The organism is Pseudoalteromonas luteoviolacea (genome assembly GCF_000814765.1).
Taxonomy (GTDB): domain Bacteria; phylum Pseudomonadota; class Gammaproteobacteria; order Enterobacterales; family Alteromonadaceae; genus Pseudoalteromonas; species Pseudoalteromonas luteoviolacea_H.
Genome location: NZ_JWIC01000010.1, coordinates 156,830 through 179,557, shown reverse-complemented (window position 1 = coordinate 179,557; position 22,728 = coordinate 156,830). Strand labels below are relative to the sequence as shown.

The following is a 22,728-nucleotide window of genomic DNA, read 5'->3' as shown; positions in this document are numbered from 1 at the left end:
ATTAAGTGGATATTGTAATTTCAGTTTTGCTTTTAATGGGCGGAGTTTTGGTACTTGTAGGCTCAATCGGCTTGGTAAAAATGCCGGATTTCTTCATGCGTTTACATGGGCCGACAAAAGCTACAACTTTAGGCATGGCTTGTTTGCTTTTTGCGGCGATGGCGCATTATAGCCAATATGGTGATGGGCTTAGCTTAAAAGAGATCTTAATTTCTTTGTTTTTATTAATTACAGCTCCAATTAGCGGCTATATGCTTATTAAGTCGGCAATTCATCACCGAATCGATTCGACAGATAAGACGACAGGTAAAGACAAAATAGAAGAAGATTGAAATCATCTTTGAGTTGGGCACCAAGGTGCCCAACTTTCTTCTCTTCTCAGTTTTATCAATATAAATTTTTATTTTTAATTTATTCGATTTTAAAGATATTTAATTCTTGCAAATTTCACTTCAAAAACTTATCGTCAATTAAACTTTAATATTTCTGTAGCATAATCAATATACTCAAAAATTAAATAGCGAAGCTTATATACGACGCTTATTTATGCGTTATCTATATCTCCTCTGTGGTTAATCTAATTGGAATTGCAAGGTCACTTATGCGACAAATATCGATAAAATACAAACTTATGCTTTTTGTTATTATGCTAGTTATTTCAGTGATAGCGATGCTTGTGATAACTACATGGCTACATCTACAACAAGAAAATAAAAAGCAAGGTGAACAAATACAATCGGTTATTTTATCGGAAATCAATACTAGATTAGCTGCTCAAGGTGATTATTATGGACAAAAGATAGCCGCGTTTTTGAACTCTGCATATCGTGTGCCTAATACACTCGCAGGTGCATTGGAATCCACATTTCAAGATCCCCTTGCACGTAGTGAGGTTCAATCGATACTAAAGGGTGCCCTACAAGCAAGCTCTGATATCTCTTCAATATATGTACATTTCGAAGAAAATGCGTACGACCAAAAAGATTTCCACTTTTCTAATGGCGCTACGCATTCGGTTGTGGGAAGTGGTGCACTCGAAATGTACTTTACGCAAGATAGCTCAGGTATCACACAGCATCGTGTTGCATCTTCTGAGGCTAAATACTCAGAAATACTAAACCACCATGGTATACGCGAAGCAGAATGGTATTTATGTGCAAAAGATCATAATTTTCCATGCATTATGGAGCCGTATTTATATGAAATTTCGGCAGGTAATGAAATGCTGATGACTTCCTTAACGGTGCCTGTAAAACAGGATGGAAATTTTAAAGGGCTTATCGGTGTAGATGTTAACTTACCAAGTCTACAGCGTTTAGTACAGGAGCTTTCAAGCCAGCTATATCAAGGTCAAGGAAAAGTATATCTAATTAGTGAGCTAGGTCTAGTTGCTGGAGCAAGCCATTATAATGACAGGCTAGGAGAGCCTCTAGATGATATTTTAAATCGTACACTGGCAAATAAACTAAAACATTTGCATCAAGAGGCTGGTTATTATGAGTTTGGTGACGTTATCTTTTTTGCTAACTCAATAGAGATAAACTTGGCAAATACGGTGTGGTCTTTGGTTATCGAGGTCCCAAAGCAAGAGGTATTATCATCGGCCTTCATGATTGAAAATCAATTACGTCAGTCTACAAATGACCTTGGGATCTGGATGTTGATGCTGGGTATTGTCGTGGTAACGGCGGCGTTGGCTTTGAGTATTTATTTAATTAATACCATTACCAAGCCTCTTTCATATATTCAAACTCGGGTTAGCAACCTTGCCTCTAGTGAAGGTGATTTAACGCATAACCTGGATGTGACACATCATGCAGAGCTAATTTCTTTAGCGAATGGCTTTAATTTGTTTACTAATAAGCTGAGAGACATGATCCAAGATTTAAAAGGACTTGCTCAGCAATCATATCAACAATCTTATGCTACCACTGAAGCTGCAATAAACATAAAAAACAAAGTCTCAAATCAGCATATTGAAATTGATAGTGTTGTAACAGCGATCAATGAGCTTAGCGCGACAGCAAGTGAAGTTGCCAGAGCATCTGAGCAAGCGGCATCGACGACGGATAAAGCTGTTGGAGCGGTCAAAGAATGTGAGACGAGGATTGTGGCAACAACGGCTAAGGTGGAAGAAATTGCCGAGCAAGTTGCAATTGCACAGTCGGCATTTCACAAAGTAGCTAAACGCAGTAACGATATTTCCCACATCCTTGATGTGATCCGAGCGATAGCCGAGCAAACAAATTTATTAGCCTTAAATGCAGCAATAGAAGCTGCACGAGCTGGTGAGCAGGGAAGAGGATTTGCAGTGGTGGCCGATGAGGTCAGGTCCTTAGCTTCTAAAACGCAAGCATCTACAGACGATATCGCTACATTGATTGAAAATTTACAAAATGAGATCACAGGTTCTGAGCAAATCATTGAGCAAACAGTTAAGAAAGGTAGTGATGCAACATTATTGAGCCAGCAAGCGGCTGGTACAATGCAAGTGCTCGTAACTGAGTTGCACCATATTTCACATGAAGTTACTCAAATTGCGACTTCAGCTGAAGAGCAAAGTATGGTGACGGAAGAAGTAAACATGAATACGACGAGCATTGCGGATGCAGCCAGAGAGTTGTCAAAGTATGCTGATGAGGTTGAATTAGCTGCCAGCGCGATGACTCAACTAGTCGAGCAAAAACATGGTCAGCTGAATCTATTAAAGACATAAACTCTTCTATACAGTGAGTTATATAAGATTATCGTACAATGACGGAATTATCAGTTCATGATATATCTGACTCTAGATTTGTTTAATAGAGTTGGCTAGAATAACTGTAAATATATACAGTTAATGAATTTTATGAAGCTATACATAGCAGAAAAACCCTCACTCGGGCGAGCAATTGCCGACGTACTCCCAAAACCTCATAAAAAGCAAGATGGTTTTATAGAGGTGGGTAATGGTGATTGTGTCACGTGGTGTATTGGTCATCTGTTAGAACAAGCTGAGCCTGAAGACTATGATGAGCGTTATAAAAAGTGGCTAATACAAGACTTGCCGATCGTTCCACAGGAATGGAAATTTAAAGCTAAACCAAAAACAAAAAAGCAATTGGCAACGGTAAAGCGTTTAATCAAGCAAGCGAGTATTGTGGTTCATGCAGGAGACCCAGATAGAGAAGGGCAGTTACTTGTTGATGAAGTTATTCAAGAAGCGAAGCTTTCTCAAGCTAAAAAGTCATTGGTTGAGCGGGTGCTGATAAGCGATTTAAACCCTAGTGCTGTAAAAAAAGCACTTAACCAATCTAAATCTAATACTGAATTTATGCCTTTGAGCATTTCTGCGCTGGCGCGAGCAAGAGCTGATTGGTTGTACGGTATGAATTTGACGCGTGCATTTACATTAGCAGGTCAAAAAGCAGGTATTCAAGGGGTATTATCAGTCGGCAGAGTACAGACACCGGTGTTGGGCCTGGTTGTCCGTCGTGATGAAGAAATTACAAACTTTGTGTCAAAGCCTTTTTATGAAGTCAACGCCATCATTGAAAAGCAAACTGGTGAGCAGTTTGACGCAAAATGGGTCCCAAGTGAGGCTTGCCTAGCGTATATGGATGAAGAAAAGCGCGTGTTATTAAAATCGTTGGCTGAAAATGTTGCCAGTAGGATAAAAGACAAACCAGCGAATTTAATTGAGCTTGAGCAAATCCCGAAAAAACAAAATCCACCGTTACCCTACAACCTATCAGCCCTGCAAATTGATGCAAATAAGCGGTTTGCTATGTCAGCGAAACAAGTGCTGGATATTTGTCAATCTCTCTATGAAAAGCATAAGTTAATCACTTACCCTCGCTCGGATAATCGATATATACCGAAAGATCACTTCAATGAGCGCAGTGATATATTGGCTGCGGTACTAAATAATAAAGGTGAGGAAAAATCGCATATAGAAAATGCTGATATCAGTCTTAAAAGCAAATGTTGGAATGATAAAAAAGTAGAAGCTCACCATGCCATCATACCAACTAAAAAGCATTTAAAAACAGCGCAGTTAGGTAATCAAGAGCAGCAAGTCTATGGATTAATCTGTAGACAATATCTAGCACAATTTTACCCTGCGTATTTATACTCTCAAACAAAAGCACATTTACAGATCTCTGGTGGCAAGTTTATCGCAAAGGCTGACACCGTGATTGATATGGGTTTTAAAGTGCTTTATAAATCAAATAAGAAAGATAAAGAAGAGAAAAAGCAATTACCTATACTTGAAGTGGGGGAGCCTCTGCATTGTATAGAGGGAGTAGTGATTGAAAAGCATACCCAGCCTCCAAGTTTTTACACAGAGGCGACATTACTGAGTGCTATGACTGGTATTGCGCGCTATGTAAAAGACAGTGATATTAAAAAAGTGCTAAAGGAAACGGACGGTTTAGGAACCGAAGCCACACGGGCAGGCATTATTGAGCTTTTATTTAAAAGGAATTTTTTGAATAGGGAAGGAAAATCAATTAAGTCCACCGAGCTGGGCCGTGGCCTCATTAATACAATTCCCAACAATCTATCGTTACCAGATAGAACCGCGCTGTGGGAATCGCAGTTAACGAACATTGCACAAAAAACAGCTTCATATAATCAATTTATGCTACCTCTTCAGAATGAGTTATCTGAATTAGTCGGGTTATCGCAAACACTTAATACAAATGCGCTTAAAGGGATTTCAACAACAAGTACTTTTAAGAAGAAAGGTAATTACCGTAAACCTCGCCGCAAGTCAGCTTATACAAAAGGAAAAAGTAAATAGTTGGAAAGAATGGCCTTGTAAAGTACAAACACGACACTATATAGCTATTAGAATCTAATTTAAGAATACCCATTATGGAAAACAAAATCACATTAACGCCAGAAAATATTCAGCAGGTACTCTCATCATCATCGGCAGAGCATATTGTACTGTTAAGCTTCTACAGTGCTCAACATCCAGATTGTGTAGCCCAAGCTGCGATTTTGGATGAATTAGCTACGCAATATAAAAGTAGCATTACAATTGCAACACTAGATTGTGATATTCAACAAGCGTTAGCGGGACAGCTTGCACAGCAAGTAGGCTTACAAGCGCTTCCTACTATAGTGGTATTAAAGGCAGGTTCCCCAGTCGATGTGTTAGTTGGTGCTAAAACAAAAGAAGACATAACTAAAGTGCTTACGGAGCATTTACCTTCACCTGAGTTAATCTTATTAGATCAAGCAAAGCAATCTTTGAGTGAAGGAGATCTAAATGCGGCATATTCTCAAGCTAAACAGGCTTATGACATTGCTAAAGGTAACCCAAGAGTAAATCTGGTGTTTGCAGATATCTGTATTCAAATACAAAAAACAGATGATGCTGCAGCATTACTTGCAACGATCCCTGAAGATCAACATGATGCTTATTACAACAACCTTCAAGCTAAGTTGGTTCAGGCGCAAGAAGCGCAAGAATCACCAGAAATTAAAAGACTCATGGCTGCAGTTGAAGAAAATCCAGAAGACTTAGCATTGTGGTGTGAGCTCGCTCAAGCGCAAGTTGATGCGGGTAAAAAAGAGGACGCATTAACTTCTTTGTTTAAAGTATTGAGTAAAGATCTAGCTTTTGGCGAGGCCAGAAAAGGTTATTTAGACATTATTGCTTCTTTACCTGAAGGGGATTCTGCGGCAGCGAGTTTCCGTAGAAAACTATACAGCTTGCTTTACTAGTCTTAATAGCATAGTGGTTTATTGGCGTGAGAAGATCACGTCAATAAATTTCTTGCAACTTCCCAAATATGTACAATACTTAAATTCCTTTTTCGAAAAGTCATGACATTTTGATGAAAAAATGATGACAAAATGTGTGTTTTCACGCGGTTTAGTATTATTTTTGTTCGTTTAGGTGTTTTTTATAAGTTTTCTGATAAAAAGGCTTGATCAAAAAAAGGAACTCCCTATAATGCGCATCCACTGACACGGCGGGCTGCGAGAGAAAACGCAAACCAAAATGAAAGTTAAAGTTAAATTGAAAGATTAATTAAAAAATTAAATTTTCTAGTTGACTTTAAAAGTGAAGCGGTTAATATGGCGCTCCACTTCGCAGCAACGCTGCGGTAACTAATCAAGAGTTAGTTACACTGTTCTTTAAAAATATGAAGCAATCATCTGTGTGGGCACTCGTACAGATTGAGTTCTAACAAAATATTTAGAGTCTCAATTTCTTATGAGTGACTATATAGTCAATTTATACAGAATTCATTGAGCACGAATCTTCGGATTCAAAAAACTTTTAATTGAAGAGTTTGATCATGGCTCAGATTGAACGCTGGCGGCAGGCCTAACACATGCAAGTCGAGCGGTAACATTTCTAGCTTGCTAGAAGATGACGAGCGGCGGACGGGTGAGTAATGCTTGGGAACGTGCCGTAAGGTGGGGGACAACCATTGGAAACGATGGCTAATACCGCATAATGTCTACGGACCAAAGGGGGCTTCGGCTCTCGCCTTATGATCGGCCCAAGTGGGATTAGCTAGTTGGTAAGGTAATGGCTTACCAAGGCGACGATCCCTAGCTGGTTTGAGAGGATGATCAGCCACACTGGAACTGAGACACGGTCCAGACTCCTACGGGAGGCAGCAGTGGGGAATATTGCACAATGGGCGCAAGCCTGATGCAGCCATGCCGCGTGTGTGAAGAAGGCCTTCGGGTTGTAAAGCACTTTCAGTAAGGAGGAAAGGTTAGTAGTTAATACCTGCTAGCTGTGACGTTACTTACAGAAGAAGCACCGGCTAACTCCGTGCCAGCAGCCGCGGTAATACGGAGGGTGCGAGCGTTAATCGGAATTACTGGGCGTAAAGCGTACGCAGGCGGTTTGTTAAGCGAGATGTGAAAGCCCCGGGCTCAACCTGGGAACTGCATTTCGAACTGGCAAACTAGAGTGTGATAGAGGGTGGTAGAATTTCAGGTGTAGCGGTGAAATGCGTAGAGATCTGAAGGAATACCGATGGCGAAGGCAGCCACCTGGGTCAACACTGACGCTCATGTACGAAAGCGTGGGGAGCAAACAGGATTAGATACCCTGGTAGTCCACGCCGTAAACGATGTCTACTAGGAGCTGGGGTCTTCGGACAACTTTTCCAAAGCTAACGCATTAAGTAGACCGCCTGGGGAGTACGGCCGCAAGGTTAAAACTCAAATGAATTGACGGGGGCCCGCACAAGCGGTGGAGCATGTGGTTTAATTCGATGCAACGCGAAGAACCTTACCTACACTTGACATACAGAGAACTTACCAGAGATGGTTTGGTGCCTTCGGGAACTCTGATACAGGTGCTGCATGGCTGTCGTCAGCTCGTGTTGTGAGATGTTGGGTTAAGTCCCGCAACGAGCGCAACCCCTATCCTTAGTTGCCAGCGATTCGGTCGGGAACTCTAAGGAGACTGCCGGTGATAAACCGGAGGAAGGTGGGGACGACGTCAAGTCATCATGGCCCTTACGTGTAGGGCTACACACGTGCTACAATGGCAGATACAGAGTGCTGCGAACTTGCGAGAGTAAGCGAATCACTTAAAGTCTGTCGTAGTCCGGATTGGAGTCTGCAACTCGACTCCATGAAGTCGGAATCGCTAGTAATCGCGGATCAGAATGCCGCGGTGAATACGTTCCCGGGCCTTGTACACACCGCCCGTCACACCATGGGAGTGGGTTGCTCCAGAAGTAGGTAGCTTAACCTTCGGGGGGGCGCTTACCACGGAGTGATTCATGACTGGGGTGAAGTCGTAACAAGGTAGCCCTAGGGGAACCTGGGGCTGGATCACCTCCTTAACGATTTAGAACAGATTTGTTCGAAGTGTCCACACAGATGATTGTTAGTTAGCTTTATAGCTAATTAATATTGCTCTTTAAAAATTTGGAAAGCTGATAATTAAATTCTCGAATAACAAGCAATTGTTATTCAGAGTTTTCGAAAGAAAATGCCGATTAATCATTTAGTTGATTAATTAGCGTCTACTTTAGTATTACTTAACTTCTGGCGAAGTTAAAACTGTCTTTGACACGATACAAACCATTTTGGGTTGTATGGTTAAGTGACTAAGCGTACACGGTGGATGCCTTGGCAGTTGGAGGCGATGAAGGACGTACTAACTTGCGATAAGCTAAGTCAAGCCAGTAAGAGGCACTTGAGACTTAGATTTCCGAATGGGGAAACCCACCGCTTAGCGGTATCTTACAGTGAATACATAGCTGTAAGAGGCAAACCGGGAGAACTGAAACATCTAAGTACCCCGAGGAAAAGAAATCAACCGAGATTCCGAAAGTAGCGGCGAGCGAAATCGGATTAGCCCTTAAGCTTCAGTGTAATTAGTGGAACCTTCTGGAAAGTTGGACGACACAGGGTGACAGTCCCGTACACGAAAATTTATCTGAAGTGAAATCGAGTAGGTCGGAGCACGTGAAACTTTGACTGAATATGGGGGGACCATCCTCCAAGGCTAAATACTCCCAACTGACCGATAGTGAACCAGTACCGTGAGGGAAAGGCGAAAAGAACCCCTGTGAGGGGAGTGAAATAGAACCTGAAACCGTGTACGTACAAGCAGTAGGAGCCCTTCGAGGGTGACTGCGTACCTTTTGTATAATGGGTCAGCGACTTATATTCTGTAGCGAGGTTAACCATTTAGGGGAGCCGTAGCGAAAGCGAGTCTTAACTGGGCGCTTAAGTTGCAGGGTATAGACCCGAAACCCGGTGATCTAGCCATGGGCAGGTTGAAGGTCAGGTAACACTGACTGGAGGACCGAACCCACTAACGTTGAAAAGTTAGGGGATGACCTGTGGCTAGGAGTGAAAGGCTAATCAAACCGGGAGATAGCTGGTTCTCCCCGAAATCTATTTAGGTAGAGCCTCGGACGAATACTTACGGGGGTAGAGCACTGTTAAGGCTAGGGGGTCATCCCGACTTACCAACCCTTTGCAAACTCCGAATACCGTAAAGTACTATCCGGGAGACACACGGTGGGTGCTAACGTCCATCGTGGAGAGGGAAACAACCCAGACCGTCAGCTAAGGTCCCAAAGTGTATGTTAAGTGGGAAACGATGTGGGAAGGCTAAAACAGCTAGGAGGTTGGCTTAGAAGCAGCCATCCTTTAAAGAAAGCGTAATAGCTCACTAGTCGAGTCGGCCTGCGCGGAAGATGTAACGGGGCTAAACATACCACCGAAGCTACGGCTGCGAACTTATGTTCGCGGGGTAGGGGAGCGTTCTGTAAGTGGCTGAAGGTGTGCCGGGAGGCATGCTGGACATATCAGAAGTGCGAATGCTGACATGAGTAACGATAATGCGGGTGAAAAACCCGCACGCCGGAAGACCAAGGGTTCCTATCCCATGTTAATCAGGGTAGGGTGAGTCGACCCCTAAGGCGAGGCTGAAGAGCGTAGTCGATGGGAAACGGGTTAATATTCCCGTACTTGGTATAAATGCGATGGGGGGACGGAGCAGGCTAGGCAAGCATGGCGTTGGTTGTCCATGTGAAAGGCTGTAGGCTGGTGACTTAGGAAAATCCGGGTCGCTAAGGCTGAGAGTCGAGACGAGCTACTACGGTAGTGAAGTTGTTGATGCCCTACTTCCAGGAAAAGCCTCTAAGCTTCAGTTTATATCGAATCGTACCCTAAACCGACACAGGTGGTCAGGTAGAGAATACTAAGGCGCTTGAGAGAACTCGGGTGAAGGAACTAGGCAAAATTGTACCGTAACTTCGGGAGAAGGTACGCTCTTGTTTGTGAAGGATTTACTCCGTAAGCAAACGAGAGCCGCAGTGACCAGGTGGCTGGGACTGTTTATTAAAAACACAGCACTGTGCAAAATCGTAAGATGACGTATACGGTGTGACACCTGCCCGGTGCCGGAAGGTTAATTGATGGGGTTAGACGTTTGTCGAAGCTCTTGATCGAAGCCCCGGTAAACGGCGGCCGTAACTATAACGGTCCTAAGGTAGCGAAATTCCTTGTCGGGTAAGTTCCGACCTGCACGAATGGTGTAACCATGGCCACGCTGTCTCCACCCGAGACTCAGTGAAATTGAAATCGCAGTGAAGATGCTGTGTACCCGCGGCTAGACGGAAAGACCCCGTGAACCTTTACTACAGCTTGGCACTGAACATTGACCCTACATGTGTAGGATAGGTGGGAGGCTTTGAAGCACAGTCGCTAGATTGTGTGGAGCCGTCCTTGAAATACCACCCTTGTAGTGTTGATGTTCTAACTTAGGCCCCTAATCGGGGTTGAGGACAGTGCCTGGTGGGTAGTTTGACTGGGGCGGTCTCCTCCCAAAGAGTAACGGAGGAGCACGAAGGTTGGCTAAGTACGGTCGGACATCGTACGGTTAGTGTAATGGTAGAAGCCAGCTTAACTGCGAGACAGACACGTCGAGCAGGTACGAAAGTAGGTCATAGTGATCCGGTGGTTCTGAATGGAAGGGCCATCGCTCAACGGATAAAAGGTACTCCGGGGATAACAGGCTGATACCGCCCAAGAGTTCATATCGACGGCGGTGTTTGGCACCTCGATGTCGGCTCATCACATCCTGGGGCTGAAGTCGGTCCCAAGGGTATGGCTGTTCGCCATTTAAAGTGGTACGCGAGCTGGGTTTAGAACGTCGTGAGACAGTTCGGTCCCTATCTGCCGTGGGCGTTTGAGAATTGAGAGGGGCTGCTCCTAGTACGAGAGGACCGGAGTGGACGAACCGCTGGTGTTCGGGTTGTTATGCCAATAGCATTGCCCGGTAGCTACGTTCGGAATCGATAACCGCTGAAAGCATCTAAGCGGGAAGCGAGCCTCGAGATGAGTTCTCACTTTAACTTTAAGTTAACTGAAGGGCCGTTGAAGACTACAACGTTGATAGGCGAGATGTGGAAGTGCTGTGAGGCATTGAGCTAACTCGTACTAATTACCCGTGAGGCTTAACCATACAACGCCAAAGTGGTTTTAAGCTTGTTAGAAGTTAAGAATATAAGTAGACGAAAGAATTTAATTACGCTCTCCGAATTTAAGCATTGTGACTAGATAAGCTCTTATGAGAAATCAATTCACCTTGCGCAAATGAAATGACAAAAAAGACGTCATTAGCCATTTGCACGACAAGAATTTGCTTGGTAACCATAGCATTTTGGAACCACCTGATCCCATGCCGAACTCAGTAGTGAAACGAAATAGCGCCGATGATAGTGTGGGGTTTCCCATGTGAAAGTAGGACATTGCCAAGCGCCAAATTAAAGAAAGCCCGATTCGAAAGAGTCGGGCTTTTTTTCGTGCTAAATCGTCTCGAATGTTGCAGAGGTCATGCACATTGATAAAGAGACGAATTAGCGCAAGGTGAAGGGAGCATCCTTCACCGCCGACAAGGCAAACTCAAGATTTCCTTAGCAACGGTTAAAATGGCTTATTTCACCGTTATATGTTTTATTGCATTACGTTATTTCTTTGTAGATAGTGCTGCGTTGTCTATTCATCCCTGAAGCTGGGTCCTATCGCGCATCCATGCGCTCATCTCAATGAACTGCGAAGCTTCGCTTCGGTCTCATTTCGTCCATGTGAAAGTAGGACATTGCCAGGGCCCAATTAAAGAAACCCGTTGTAGAAATGCAGCGGGTTTTTTGCGTTTAAATCCCTTAGCTGCGGTTAAAATGGCTTATTTCACCTTGCGCGAAAAGAATGGCAGCGCTCCGCGCTGTGTCATAAACCTTTCGCACGATACTCACCTTGCGCAAATTGAACGTACTCGCTTCGCTCGTTATCGTTACATTTTGCACGTCAATCAATTACACCATTGAGCCATCTCGTTTTATTATGGTGTTTTTATCAGAGGTGAAAGGAGATAAGAAAAGGTGGCCTGTTATACAGCCACCAAAATGCCTTGGATGTCAAAATACGCGGCTTTCATAAGGAGCTGTTACAAACTACGCCCACACCAAACGATACGCCCAGCTACGCCATGCTGCTCGGCATTTTGTGAGTTGATCTCCCAGCTAGGGTAGTCTGGATTATCACTGATCACGGCAATATGGTCAGATTTTTGTTTTAGTCTTTTGGCCATTAACCCATCTTGAGTTTGTATGATATAGACACCAGCCTTACTCGGTTGCTGTTGACTTAGATCAACCAACACCATGTCGCCATGCTCGAGGGTAGGTAACATACTATCACCACGCACTGAAACAAAAGCTAAGCGGTCACTGTGAACACCTAACTGTGATTGCAACCAGCGCTTATTCAGTGCAAATTGTTCGGTGGTATCTTCTTGACCATTAATGGCACCAAATCCTGCACTTGCTTCAACGTCCAATTTAGGCACTACGAGTAAATCATCTTGGCTGTGTTGTGTAGGTGCGTCAGCTGCTTGCTCACCTGTTAGTAACCAGTTTAAATCAACAGAAAATAAGCTATACAGGTGCTCAAGATAGGCCATTGAAGGACGGCCAAGACCTTGGCAAATTCGATAAATATGTGATGGTGATTTACCAGTTAATTCGGCAAACTGACGTTTATTACCGCCAGCAAATTGTTCAACTAGGGTCACAAAACGGCGAGAAAATGCGGTACTCATGAACTTACTCTCACTAGCAAAATGGTCAAAAGCTTAAGGGTACTCGCGTGGCAGAGTTGTGTACAGGGTAATTAATCTAAGTGGTTTTTTATTGTTCAATATTTAAATTGGTGAGTGATATTATTTTTGCTATACATCACAATGATGACGTTAAAACTTTTAATTTTTGCGAATGAACCAAATCATGTTGGCATTCGTATTAAGTTTAGTAAAATTGCGCTCAAATTTAAATTTTAGCGATTATTGTATGCAATTTGACTTTTCACCTCTACAGCAGGTGTTTTCACAATTAACTGAGCTTCCCGACGAGGCAGTACGTCTTTTTCATGGTCGAGGCCGATGTTATCCATCGCTAGAGCAATTAACTGTTGATTGGCTGTCAGGGCAAATCATGTGTACTGTTTTCAAAGAACAAGATGATGATTGGATGGAGGCACTTCGACAGTGCTTATGTACTTTTATAAGTAGTGGTGTTGTACAAAACAAGCTCACATGTGTCTTTATTCAACATAGGTATCGTCTAGATAATTCAGTCGAGGTGTTGTTTGGCACGCTTGAAGAGCAAGTTGTTATCACTGAGAATGACTTAAAGTTTGAACTGTCACTTGGAAAAAAACAAAACACAGGATTGTTTTTTGATATGCGAAATGGTCGTGATTGGGTGATGAGACACAGTGAAAATAAAAAGGTACTTAATTTATTTGCATATACCTGCGGTTTTTCTGTCGCAGCACTGGCTGGCGGTGCCAAACAAGTGGTTAATTTGGATATGGCAAAAGCGGCGTTAAAACAAGGAAGGCGTAATCATCAGCTTAATGGCCATACATTAGACAATATTTCTTTTTTAGGGCATGACCTCTTCAAATCTTGGGGTAAATTACGCAAATTCGGTCCTTATGATTTAGTGATCATTGACCCGCCGACCTTCCAAAAAGGCAGTTTTGCACTGACCAAAGACTATCAACGTATTTTACGAAAGCTGCCTGAGCTACTTTGTCATGGAGCAACAGTACTTGCCTGTGTAAATGATCCATCGATTCAAAGTCAATTTTTAATTGATGAAATGCACAGGGAAGCGCCCTCGATTAAGTTTATCGCGCGTCTACAAAACCCGGAGGTATTTAAAGATATTGATCCTCAAGGTGGGCTAAAGTGCTTAGTTTTTAGCAATGAAAACGGCGTTTTATAATTGGCGTAACGATTAAGCAAGAAAGACCTCATTTAGCAGCTACACTTAAATGATGGTTGCATCATTAGTTAGGCCTCTGTGCGAATATATTGTTTGGCAAGTCTTGTTGTGCTGATAGTTAGTTGGCATGTGTCATCAGCTCAGCGCTCTATCGATAAAATCAATCCAGCATGTGCAACTCACGCCAAAGTGGGTGTGGTTGCTGGGTGGCCGCCATTGACAAGTGTCAGCGATAAAGGCGTGGCACAAGGGCTGGATATAGAGATTGCAAAAATGGTGTTTGAGCATGCGGGCGTGTGTGTTGAGTTTGTGCGTTTGCCGTCAGCAGCTCGCAGCTTTGCCCAGCTAACGAAAGGGGTTGTCGATGTCGTACTGATGGTGAGTTATACCTTCAAACGCAAGCAATGGGGACATTTCACGCAGCCGTATCGCATGGAAAGAATGCGGCTATTTTCTTTAAAACCACCTGAATCAGTATACTCGCTCATGGCTTTACTGAGCTCTGAAGCCACAATCGGTTTGAGTATTGGCTCCTATTATGGTGAAGAGATTAAGTCTCTTGCCAATCAAGATCGGTTTGGTAATCAGTTCATCGGTATTTCTACGATTCAAAGACGCATTGAGCTACTCGCTAAACAGCGTGTTGATTTTATTATTGAAGACGAAATCGTTGGTAACTACCTCAGCCACAAATGGAGTGATAAACCTATTCATATTTGGGACTATCCAGTCCACGATAATGAAGTGCACTTTTTATTACGAAAGAATAAATTCACACCAACAGAGCGATTACATATCGATCAGGCAATTGATGAGTTACAGCAGCAGATCACCGTCTTGGTTGCTCGATATCGCCAGCTTGGGCAGGCAAAATGAGCGTAGGATTATATTGATCTCTGTTTTGTTCTATGCAGTGCTAAGGCTTAAATTCAAATCGAAAACCTCTGAATATATTAAGTGACATCCAAATATTTCTCTTTTGATTCAATCAACAAAAGTGGCGAATCGCACTGTTCCACCATGACTACCTAAAATACCGCTTGATGGGTTTTCAAAACGCGATGCTTTGAGCGCGGCACATTTCAAACATTATAATCTTTCAAGTTGAGAGTAGTGATATGGGGTGGGTGATTTTTGTACAGTTTGTTACTCTGGAATCAGGCGGGTTTATTATTGGATAACAGCCAGCCAGAGCTCGCCGTCAAACGCTGGCTAACAACATGGAAATAAAGGTATGAAAACACTCAATTTAGCAGTCTTGGCTGCACTGGGCCTTATCAGTGTGCCTACGATGGCATTAGACTGTAGTCAATTAAGCAATTGGCAAGCAACGAAAGTGTATACAGGCGGTATGGAAGTACGACACTTAACAGCGAAATATACTGCAAAGTGGTGGACACAGAATCAAGATCCCGCGATGTATTCAGAGCCGCAAAACGTATGGCGTAAGGAAGGGATCTGCGATCCTATTGGCGCGCCTTTGCCTATTGTAAAACTTGATGCGCCTCTGGATCAAAGCCGACATATCATTGCTTCCCCAGTGATGATCAAAGCGACCGCGTCTCATCCAATGAATGTACCAATCAAATATGTGGATTTTAAAGTCGATGATGTGGTGATAGCGACGGATAACACAGCACCCTATGAAGTGACATGGACAGCAACAGGTTTGGGCGAGCATGTGATTCAAGCTGAAGTTGTTGATGATAATAATGGGCGGGCAAGCTCAGGCAAGCGCATGATCACGGTTGTGGCGGATGATGTTATTGTGCCTCCAAGTGGTTTTAAGATTGTCGGTTACTTTCCTAGCTGGCAAGGTCAAGTCGCCGATATTCAATTTGATAAGCTGACACATATTAATTACTCCTTTTTGCTCCCCAATGCAGATGGGTCATTGCAGCCACTTGAAAACCTAGCAAAAATGAAGCAGCTCGTGAGTGCTGCCCACGCATCTGGTGTTAAAGTGGGTATTGCTGTGGGTGGTTGGAATGGCGGAGATGACAGTGCATTTGAGACTTTTGCCAGCAGTGCAGAAGGTCGCGCTACGTTTATTCGCAATTTGATGGCCTTTGTTGAACTACATCAATTAGATGGCGTTGATATGGATTGGGAATACCCAGATCCAGGCAGCTCTGCCAATAATTATGCATTGTTAATGAAAGAGCTCAGTGTAGAACTCAAAGCGAAAGGGAAGTTTTTAACAGCCGCAGTGGTTGCGCTAGGGTATACAGGAGGCGGTGTATTGGAGTCAGTATTCCAAGATGTTGACTTCTTAAACTTAATGGCTTACGACGCAAATAATGCTGATCATGCGAGCTTTCAATATGCATTGGATTCTATTGCCTATTGGCAAGGTCGCGGACTTAGTAAAGCGAAAACCGTATTGGGTGTCCCCTTTTATTCTCGTCCAACATGGCAAGCGTATCGCACGCTGGTCGCACAAGATGCTGCGAATGCTTGTCGAGATACAGATGGGACTTCATACTACAACGGCATTCCCACAATACGCGCAAAAACTCAGTTAGCGCTCGATAGTGCCGGTGGTATTATGAACTGGGAGTTATCCCATGATACAAATGGAGCTGCGTCACTGTTGACGGCTAAATGGGAGGTGGCACAGGGCATGACACCAAGCTATCAGTGCGATGGTAGCGGGGGTCCTGATAAGCCAACCCAGTGTGTGGATATTCAAGTTGATCCCAATCAGTATGTTGTACATCCTAACTTCCCAAATGGCGATCATGCTGCGGCTGGGCAGCGTATCCGTCATCAAAACAGCGTTTATGAGGCAAATTGGTGGACGCACTCTGTACCAGGAAGTGATGGCAGCTGGCAGTTTGTCTGTCAATTTTGATGGCAACCTGAGAGGATAATATGAAAAAAGCCGTGCACCCAGACGCACGGCTTTGATTGTCATGATTAATTTTTACTTATTTAGTGCAAGTAGGATCGTTGCCGATTAACTTCCATGCACCATAAAGACCTGATTCACTCGGGATATCGCCGCGAGTCCAATATCTTGCTTCATACTCTGAACCACGGTAAGTGACGCGATCTGGTCTGACATATACGGTATTTGCATCCCACGTGCCATTACATACATTGGAACCATCTGTTGCAGTTGCGAAAACACGCGCAACATATGTAGTGTTGCTGCCGTCTACTTTAAAAGTTAACGAGGTTTGCGCAAGTCCAGGTGTTGCTGCGCTAAACTCGACACTCACCTTACAGTTTTGGTTTTGCGTTAGCGTGCTTGCAGAACACGTGTCTACGGTTGTCACCAAGTTGCTAGTGACGCCTAACGCAGCAACATTCAGTTGGTTAAAGGTAAATGTAGGGCTACCCGTATTAGTGATGGTGAAGGTGTGTCTTACTGTGTCGCCAACCACAAAATCAGCTAGTGTCGTTTGCTCTTGATAGCCAACTTGTACTGGCACAGTGCCATTTTTGATTGACTCGATCCATTGGTCATACACTGAAACATCAGCGTAAACACCATAGTTTTCAGGGCGAGCACATCCTACACCCCAACTTACTATACCGAGCTGCACTGTTTGGCCACCTGATTGAATCACAATCGGACCACCACTGTCGCCATTACAAGAATCTTTTTGGCCTTGTGGGTAACCTGCACAGAACTCCGTGGCGCCAACATTGCTGTAGTGACCGCCAGTTTGACGACAAACAGCGTCAGAAACCAATGGTACATCTACCTCATATAAATTAGTTGGACGAGTTCCGCCCTCTTGTAAGCGACCAAGGCCAGCTACTGTGAGTAAATCGCCTTCACGTGCGTAGTAATCAATGGAAGATTGCGCAAGTGTGACGCTAGCACCCTGAGTTGGGACTCGAGTCAGCTTTAGCACTGCAATGTCGTTGTGTAGCGTTGAGTTGTTATAATTAGGGTGCATATGTACTTGCTCAACCGCAATGCGGTCACCATCGCTGCCACCAAGAATAAATCCTGCTACTTTAACATTTAGTTCGCTTGCCGTTCTGTTACGCACACAGTGTGCGGCAGTGAGCACATAACCGTCACCGATATAACTACCACCACAAAACGCCGTGGTGCCATTTGATCTGAGTATTTGTGTATAAAATGGCCACTCTGTCGTGTCTGCTGGTATGCCGCCAACAATATTGGGCTTAATATCATCGAATGCTAATACGGGTAAACTGGCTATAATACCGGTGGCCAGTAGTGTGTGTCGCATTGCACCTTTAATGGAGTGTGTTGTTCCTTTCATGTTGTACCTATGTTGTTCACTTGTTAGACGAATTTAAGATACAACTAAATGTTGCGAAATGTATAAAAAATGTGATTGAAATGATTTCAACGGGCAGTGTGTTATTTTTTTCAACCTCATGTTTTTAAATGATTAAATTTATATTTCTCACAAAGGCTACCCAATGCATGTAAATTTTAGTTTACTTTTTAAGCATGGTTTGATGTGTAAAGTTACAGTCTAATTGAAGGTTTAAATATCGATTATTGATAATAATCGCGTTCACTGTCAGTAAATATGAATTCAGCTCGCCTCTTATCGTGTCCTCAAAGTATGTCCTTTTTAGATAAGTTATAGTCATTAATGACTTTTAGCGATGCGATATGCTTTTTCTTAGGAGGTGCCTTATGTCACAAGTGGTGGGCTTTTTTATATACGATGAGTTTCAAACGGTTGATTTAGCAGGTCCACTAGATGCTTTTTCGACGGTGAATGATCTACTGTCAAAAGAAGCATATAAGTTGGTTACGATAGCGAAAGATATGACGCCAATTCGTGCAGAAAGCGGCTTGAAGACATTGGCTGACGACACGATCATAAATTGTCAGGCACTAGATGTGCTGGTAATTATTGGTGGGCGAGGATGTCAAAAAGTCATCAATAATCAAGCCGTAATGACACAACTTCGGCGGTTGGCACACAGTGCTAAGCGTATTGTGAGTATCTGTACTGGTGCATTTATTGTCGCTGCACTGTGGCCAGAACGCGTTCTCACATTAGCAACCCATTGGGATTTCTCGCAGCGGCTTGCCGCGCAATTTCCATGCGTGCAAGTTGTGTCTGATAAGCTATTTGTGCAAAGCGATGAAGTGTATTCTTCTGGCGGGCTCACCGCGGGTATTGATCTTGCCCTGAGTCTCATTGCAAAAGATCATGGGGCATCCGTCGCTCAACGTGTTGCGCAATATATGGTGATGTACGTGCGGCGCAGTGGCGATCAGCGTCAGTATTCTAGCTTACTGAATGCGCAACAAACGTTGTCACAGCGCTTTCAAAGTGCCATCGAATTTGTGCAAGACAATATCGATAAACCGTTATCTGTTGAGATACTCGCTGAGCAAGTTGCGTTGAGCCCAAGGCATTTCCAACGGGTATTTACAGACAAAATGGGGATATCTCCAATGCGTTTTGTACAAAACTTAAGACTGGAAAAAGCTAAGGGGTTACTGTGTACATCTGAACACTCGATAGCCCACATCAGCGTGTTGACAGGATTTGGTTCACCTCCGTTATTAACTCGAAAATTCACCCAAGCGTATGGCGTGACACCAACCCAATATCGCGAAAATTTTACTGCAGAGGCTAATGAATGAAAAAAATAATCCTAGCATGGTTAATGTGTTTATATTGTATAAAAGGGTCTGCTCACTCGACCGATGAAAATGCATTTCATGTCGGTGTGTTGTTATTTGAAGGCGCACAGGCCATTGATTTTGTGGGGCCCATAGAGGTATTTGGCCAAGCAGGGTTTCGCCTGACAACAGTGAGTAAAACGGGCAAGGAGATCACCACGGCAATGGGCCTGAAGGTGACGCCAGCGCAAAGTTTTGCAAACGGCACACTGTTTGACGCGGTGCTTATCCCTGGCGGTAATATCAATGGTGCTTTGATCAATGATGAACAAGTGCAAAATTGGATTAAGGCACAAAGCCGCGAGGCAGATTATGTGATGTCTGTGTGCAATGGTGCGTTCATTTTGGCCAATACAGGATTGTTGAATGGCCTTTATGCGACGACCATTGAAAAAGCGTTCGATAGCTTTGCACAGCAGTACCCTTTGGTAAAGTTGGCAAAAGATAAAAAGTTGACTGATAACGGCAAACTACTCACTACGGCGGGGTTATCTTCAGGTATTGATGGTGCACTCTCCTTGGTTGCAAAAGTGAATGGCATGCGTTCTGCGCGCACTGTGGCGGCAAAAATAGAGTATGATTGGACGCCAAATGGGGGGTATATTCGCGGAAAAATGGCGGATCGTATACTGCCTGAGTTTAATGATTTACCAGACAGTATCACTTTGGCGTCTCGTACTTTCCATTATGGCGATGAGCAAAATTGGTATAAAGGTTACACATTTGATTTAAAAAATACCCAATCTTCAGCGTTGTTCTCATGGCTCAACCAGCAAATGACCAAGGCAGGATGGCAAGCGGCCAGTACAGATAATACACGCGCTTGGTCAAAGCAAGTAGGTGAAGCACAGTGGCTACTGCATATGAGCGTTAAACATCAAATGGGATCAACGTACACGGCGCAATTGACGCTCAATCGCCAGATTTAGTCTACTAATAATGTCGAGCCCTGTTTCATGAGACAGCTATCTAATATGGCTTCGTTTAAATGATTCACCGCTAAAATGAGCTCACCGTGACGACGAGTTTGTTGCCAAATCTCAGCACGCAATGCATTGATATCAGTACTGTGTGTGTGATCTCGGCAGTATTTTAAAACTTGCAGACCCAGCTCAATGCTTTTTTGGTGATGTACAAGCAACGGCAGTAGTGTGGACAATGTACTTGATTGCGCAAATGTTGCTTCGAGTTTGGGAATATCCTTTAACCAAGCCTGATAGGCATTATGCAGTGTTAAATAGTGCTTGGTGTTGTCTTTATTTTGCAGCACAAGATACCACTGACGTAAATACAGGCTCTCTGCGGGGAGAAAATCAACCAGCGAAGCGAGTGGTGCCTGCTGGTGGTAGAGACCTTGTTGGTATTTGACATGGTGGCGGGTGTAATACTGAGCTTGCTCCACCAGTTGGCTAAAGCGTTTGAGTGCGTCAATATCCCCTTGATTACTGAGTGCTGCCAACCCTTGTAGGTGTTGAACTTGATGTTTGAGGCCAATGCGTTGCGCAGCAAACTGATCCAGTGTTTTTAGACGCTGATACATCTGTTGTGCATCTTGTAAGTCTTGAGGTGACCAAAGCCGCTCTGCGATTGCATAGAGTCTTGGCCAAATTCTGAGATCAAGGTTATAGGGCATGACCAGCTCGGTCCATATGGTCGCTTCACCACCGAGTATACGCTTGCTTGCCTCTGCATGGGGTATGGTTGCAAATTGGGTTGGGTTTAGCTTAGGCACATCAGGCAGTGCGCTGATGTGATGCTCGTAAGGGGTATTCCCTATCAATATTTGGCTTTGCTCAGGTTGGTTTTTGACAAAACTAAAGCGTACTGGGCCCATCCAAGTATCAATGTCAAAGCGAATGACATTGGCGAGCGTTTCAAGTTGTTTTATGGTCATTAATTTTCGACCATGGATGGCCACATAACCAAGTTGGTCTGTATTGTTATCTGTCGCCAAAGCAAAGTGACCTGTGACTGGCGAACCTTTGAGCCGAGTGATGCTAAATTGCCATGCCTGCCATTGTGTATCGTGACCTATGTCCTTTTGCGTGATCGGTTGTTGTGGCGTTGGATCATTGCGGTAGTGGTAGTTGGTGTACTGAGGCTGATCGATATAAAAACCCGCAGATAAGACACCCATATGTCCTGCGTTTGTCAATTGAGTTAGGGAGTCAAACCCGCGCCAAGATTGGATCACCACAGCTTTGCTGAGCGCAGGTTGAAAGATCTCATCCCAGCCCATCAGCACTTTGCTGTGGGCGCTCAGCAGTGATTGTACTTTGAGGTTGAAGTGGTTGTGTAATTCGACTGCTGAATTGAGTCCCTGTGACTGCATATACGCCAAAACCGCTTCGCTTTCTAGCCAATGATCAGGTTTCACTTCATCCCCACCGATATGTACGTAGGGATCAGGAAAAATAGCAGCAAGCTCCTCGATGATATGTTTAATGAATACGTCCGTATTGGAGTTACTGGGATCGAGTAAGGGTTTGAAAACACCCCAACCGCGCTCCATAGTATAGGGGCCTGACTTGGCCATGAGGTCTGGGTAAGCCACTGCCAGTGCCGAGGCGTGACCGGGGAGGTCAATTTCTGGGATCACACGGATCCCACGTATACCTGCATATGCGACGATCTCGAGCATTTCGGCTTTGCTATAGTACAGGCCATCAGAGGCGAGTTGCTGAAGTTTCGGGTAATTTACACTTGCAAAGCGCCAGCCCTGATCATCGGTGAGGTGCCAATGTAGCACATTGAGTTTTGCTGAAACCATGCCATCGATCTGGCGTTTGATGACATCGGTCGGCATAAAATGTCTCGCACTGTCGATCATTAATCCTCGCCATGCAAATCGAGGCGTATCATTGATGATCATCGCGGGGATCTGGCTTGGAAACTGATGGGCTAATTGCCTAAGTGTTTGCAACGCATAGTTGATCCCCCAATATTGAGAAGCATGGATCTTGATGCCTTTGGGGGTGACGGCTAATTGATAGCTTTCGTTTTGATTTATACTCGGGTGCAGTGCTGAAGTGCCCGTGATTTCAAAAATGATATCAGCTCGGCTTATCTTTTGCGTGAAGCGGATATTATTGAAGGTATCTCTGAGTTGTCGCTTCAGATATTGGTTACGTTGTTTTGATAAGTTTGGCAGGTATACACGCAATGGCATGCTGGCGTTAAATGTCCCTTTTTCTAATGTGATACTGTGCGGGTAGGGCATCAGGTGCAAATTAGACTTAGCTGCCCAAGCAGGTAAAAGAAAAAAGCCAATCATCAGCAATATAAAGCGCAGCATATTATTCCTTGCTTATT

Annotated in this window: 12 protein-coding genes and 3 rRNA genes; 12 read left to right on the top strand and 3 right to left on the bottom strand. The window is 44.0% G+C overall.

From position 1 onward, the window contains the following. Nucleotides 1-5: 5 nt before the first annotated feature. The 7 genes from JF50_RS22235 to rrf all read left to right on the top strand — a co-directional run bounded on the left by JF50_RS22235 (nucleotide 6) and on the right by rrf (nucleotide 11,249). Nucleotides 6-332 (top strand): Na+/H+ antiporter subunit G, encoded by a 327-nt coding sequence (locus tag JF50_RS22235; RefSeq protein ID WP_268747841.1) that lies wholly within the window; start codon nucleotides 6-8, stop codon nucleotides 330-332. A 338-nt stretch (nucleotides 333-670) separates the two neighbouring features. Next, entirely contained in the window at nucleotides 671-2,716 is a 2,046-nt protein-coding gene (locus tag JF50_RS22230; protein WP_235423498.1) for a methyl-accepting chemotaxis protein, read from the top strand. A 132-nt stretch (nucleotides 2,717-2,848) separates the two neighbouring features. Continuing rightward, nucleotides 2,849-4,786, top strand: a complete 1,938-nt coding sequence (locus tag JF50_RS22225) for a DNA topoisomerase III (RefSeq protein ID WP_039611528.1) — start codon at nucleotides 2,849-2,851, stop codon at nucleotides 4,784-4,786. A 74-nt stretch (nucleotides 4,787-4,860) separates the two neighbouring features. Then, the gene (locus JF50_RS22220) at nucleotides 4,861-5,718 is read left to right on the top strand and encodes a tetratricopeptide repeat protein (RefSeq protein ID WP_039611527.1); all 858 of its coding nucleotides are present in this window, start codon (nucleotides 4,861-4,863) and stop codon (nucleotides 5,716-5,718) included. A 563-nt stretch (nucleotides 5,719-6,281) separates the two neighbouring features. Then, nucleotides 6,282-7,814: ribosomal RNA gene (locus JF50_RS22215) — 16S ribosomal RNA — on the top strand. Between the two features lie 257 nt (nucleotides 7,815-8,071). Beyond that, nucleotides 8,072-10,954: ribosomal RNA gene (locus tag JF50_RS22210) — 23S ribosomal RNA — on the top strand. Between the two features lie 180 nt (nucleotides 10,955-11,134). Further along, nucleotides 11,135-11,249, top strand: a 5S ribosomal RNA gene (gene rrf, locus JF50_RS22205). Together the 16S, 23S and 5S rRNA genes form the textbook arrangement of a ribosomal RNA operon. A gap of 686 nt (nucleotides 11,250-11,935) precedes the next feature. Here the strand turns inward: rrf and JF50_RS22200 are convergent. Further along, complete coding sequence (locus JF50_RS22200) at nucleotides 11,936-12,589, bottom strand: XRE family transcriptional regulator (protein WP_039611526.1); 654 nt, start codon at nucleotides 12,587-12,589, stop codon at nucleotides 11,936-11,938. Nucleotides 12,590-12,836: 247 nt separating this feature from the next. Between JF50_RS22200 and JF50_RS22195 the strand changes: the two genes are divergently transcribed. The 3 genes from JF50_RS22195 (at nucleotide 12,837) to JF50_RS22185 (ending at nucleotide 16,632) form a co-directional block, all read left to right on the top strand. Next, the gene (locus JF50_RS22195; protein WP_039612131.1) at nucleotides 12,837-13,778 is read left to right on the top strand and encodes a class I SAM-dependent methyltransferase; all 942 of its coding nucleotides are present in this window, start codon (nucleotides 12,837-12,839) and stop codon (nucleotides 13,776-13,778) included. A gap of 108 nt (nucleotides 13,779-13,886) precedes the next feature. Further along, the gene (locus JF50_RS22190) at nucleotides 13,887-14,654 is read left to right on the top strand and encodes a substrate-binding periplasmic protein (protein ID WP_052262693.1); all 768 of its coding nucleotides are present in this window, start codon (nucleotides 13,887-13,889) and stop codon (nucleotides 14,652-14,654) included. Nucleotides 14,655-15,012: 358 nt separating this feature from the next. Then, on the top strand, nucleotides 15,013-16,632 hold the full coding sequence (locus JF50_RS22185; RefSeq protein WP_080760332.1) for a glycosyl hydrolase family 18 protein: 1,620 nt from the start codon (nucleotides 15,013-15,015) through the stop codon (nucleotides 16,630-16,632). Nucleotides 16,633-16,708: 76 nt separating this feature from the next. Here the strand turns inward: JF50_RS22185 and JF50_RS22180 are convergent, their stop codons facing one another. After that, complete coding sequence (locus JF50_RS22180; RefSeq protein ID WP_052262690.1) at nucleotides 16,709-18,025, bottom strand: trypsin-like serine protease; 1,317 nt, start codon at nucleotides 18,023-18,025, stop codon at nucleotides 16,709-16,711. 386 nt (nucleotides 18,026-18,411) lie between these two features. Between JF50_RS22180 and JF50_RS22175 the strand changes: the two genes are divergently transcribed. After that, nucleotides 18,412-19,377, top strand: coding sequence for a GlxA family transcriptional regulator (locus JF50_RS22175; RefSeq protein WP_039611525.1), 966 nt, complete (start codon nucleotides 18,412-18,414; stop codon nucleotides 19,375-19,377). Then, nucleotides 19,374-20,345 carry a DJ-1/PfpI family protein gene (locus JF50_RS22170; protein ID WP_039611524.1) on the top strand — a complete coding sequence of 324 codons (972 nt, stop codon included), beginning with the start codon at nucleotides 19,374-19,376 and terminating at the stop codon, nucleotides 20,343-20,345. Before JF50_RS22175 ends, JF50_RS22170 begins: the two co-directional genes overlap by 4 nt. On the opposite strand, the gene JF50_RS22165 is transcribed toward JF50_RS22170, so the two are convergent. Beyond that, on the bottom strand, nucleotides 20,342-22,711 hold the full coding sequence (locus JF50_RS22165; RefSeq protein WP_052262688.1) for a beta-N-acetylhexosaminidase: 2,370 nt from the start codon (nucleotides 22,709-22,711) through the stop codon (nucleotides 20,342-20,344). The two genes, JF50_RS22170 and JF50_RS22165, sit on opposite strands and share 4 nt — an antisense overlap. Between the last annotated feature and the right edge of the window lie 17 nt (nucleotides 22,712-22,728).

Bases quoted from the DNA above. Each gene is read 5' to 3' on its own strand.
- JF50_RS22230 (WP_235423498.1), top strand. From the start codon at position 671: ATGCTTGTGATAACTACATGGCTACATCTACAACAAGAAAATAAAAAG.
- JF50_RS22225 (WP_039611528.1), top strand. From the start codon at position 2,849: ATGAAGCTATACATAGCAGAAAAACCCTCACTCGGGCGAGCAATTGCC.
- JF50_RS22220 (WP_039611527.1), top strand. From the start codon at position 4,861: ATGGAAAACAAAATCACATTAACGCCAGAAAATATTCAGCAGGTACTC.
- JF50_RS22200 (WP_039611526.1), bottom strand. From the start codon at position 12,589: ATGAGTACCGCATTTTCTCGCCGTTTTGTGACCCTAGTTGAACAATTT.
- JF50_RS22195 (WP_039612131.1), top strand. From the start codon at position 12,837: ATGCAATTTGACTTTTCACCTCTACAGCAGGTGTTTTCACAATTAACT.
- JF50_RS22185 (WP_080760332.1), top strand. From the start codon at position 15,013: ATGAAAACACTCAATTTAGCAGTCTTGGCTGCACTGGGCCTTATCAGT.
- JF50_RS22180 (WP_052262690.1), bottom strand. From the start codon at position 18,025: ATGAAAGGAACAACACACTCCATTAAAGGTGCAATGCGACACACACTA.
- JF50_RS22175 (WP_039611525.1), top strand. From the start codon at position 18,412: ATGTCACAAGTGGTGGGCTTTTTTATATACGATGAGTTTCAAACGGTT.
- JF50_RS22170 (WP_039611524.1), top strand. From the start codon at position 19,374: ATGAAAAAAATAATCCTAGCATGGTTAATGTGTTTATATTGTATAAAA.
- JF50_RS22165 (WP_052262688.1), bottom strand. From the start codon at position 22,711: ATGCTGCGCTTTATATTGCTGATGATTGGCTTTTTTCTTTTACCTGCT.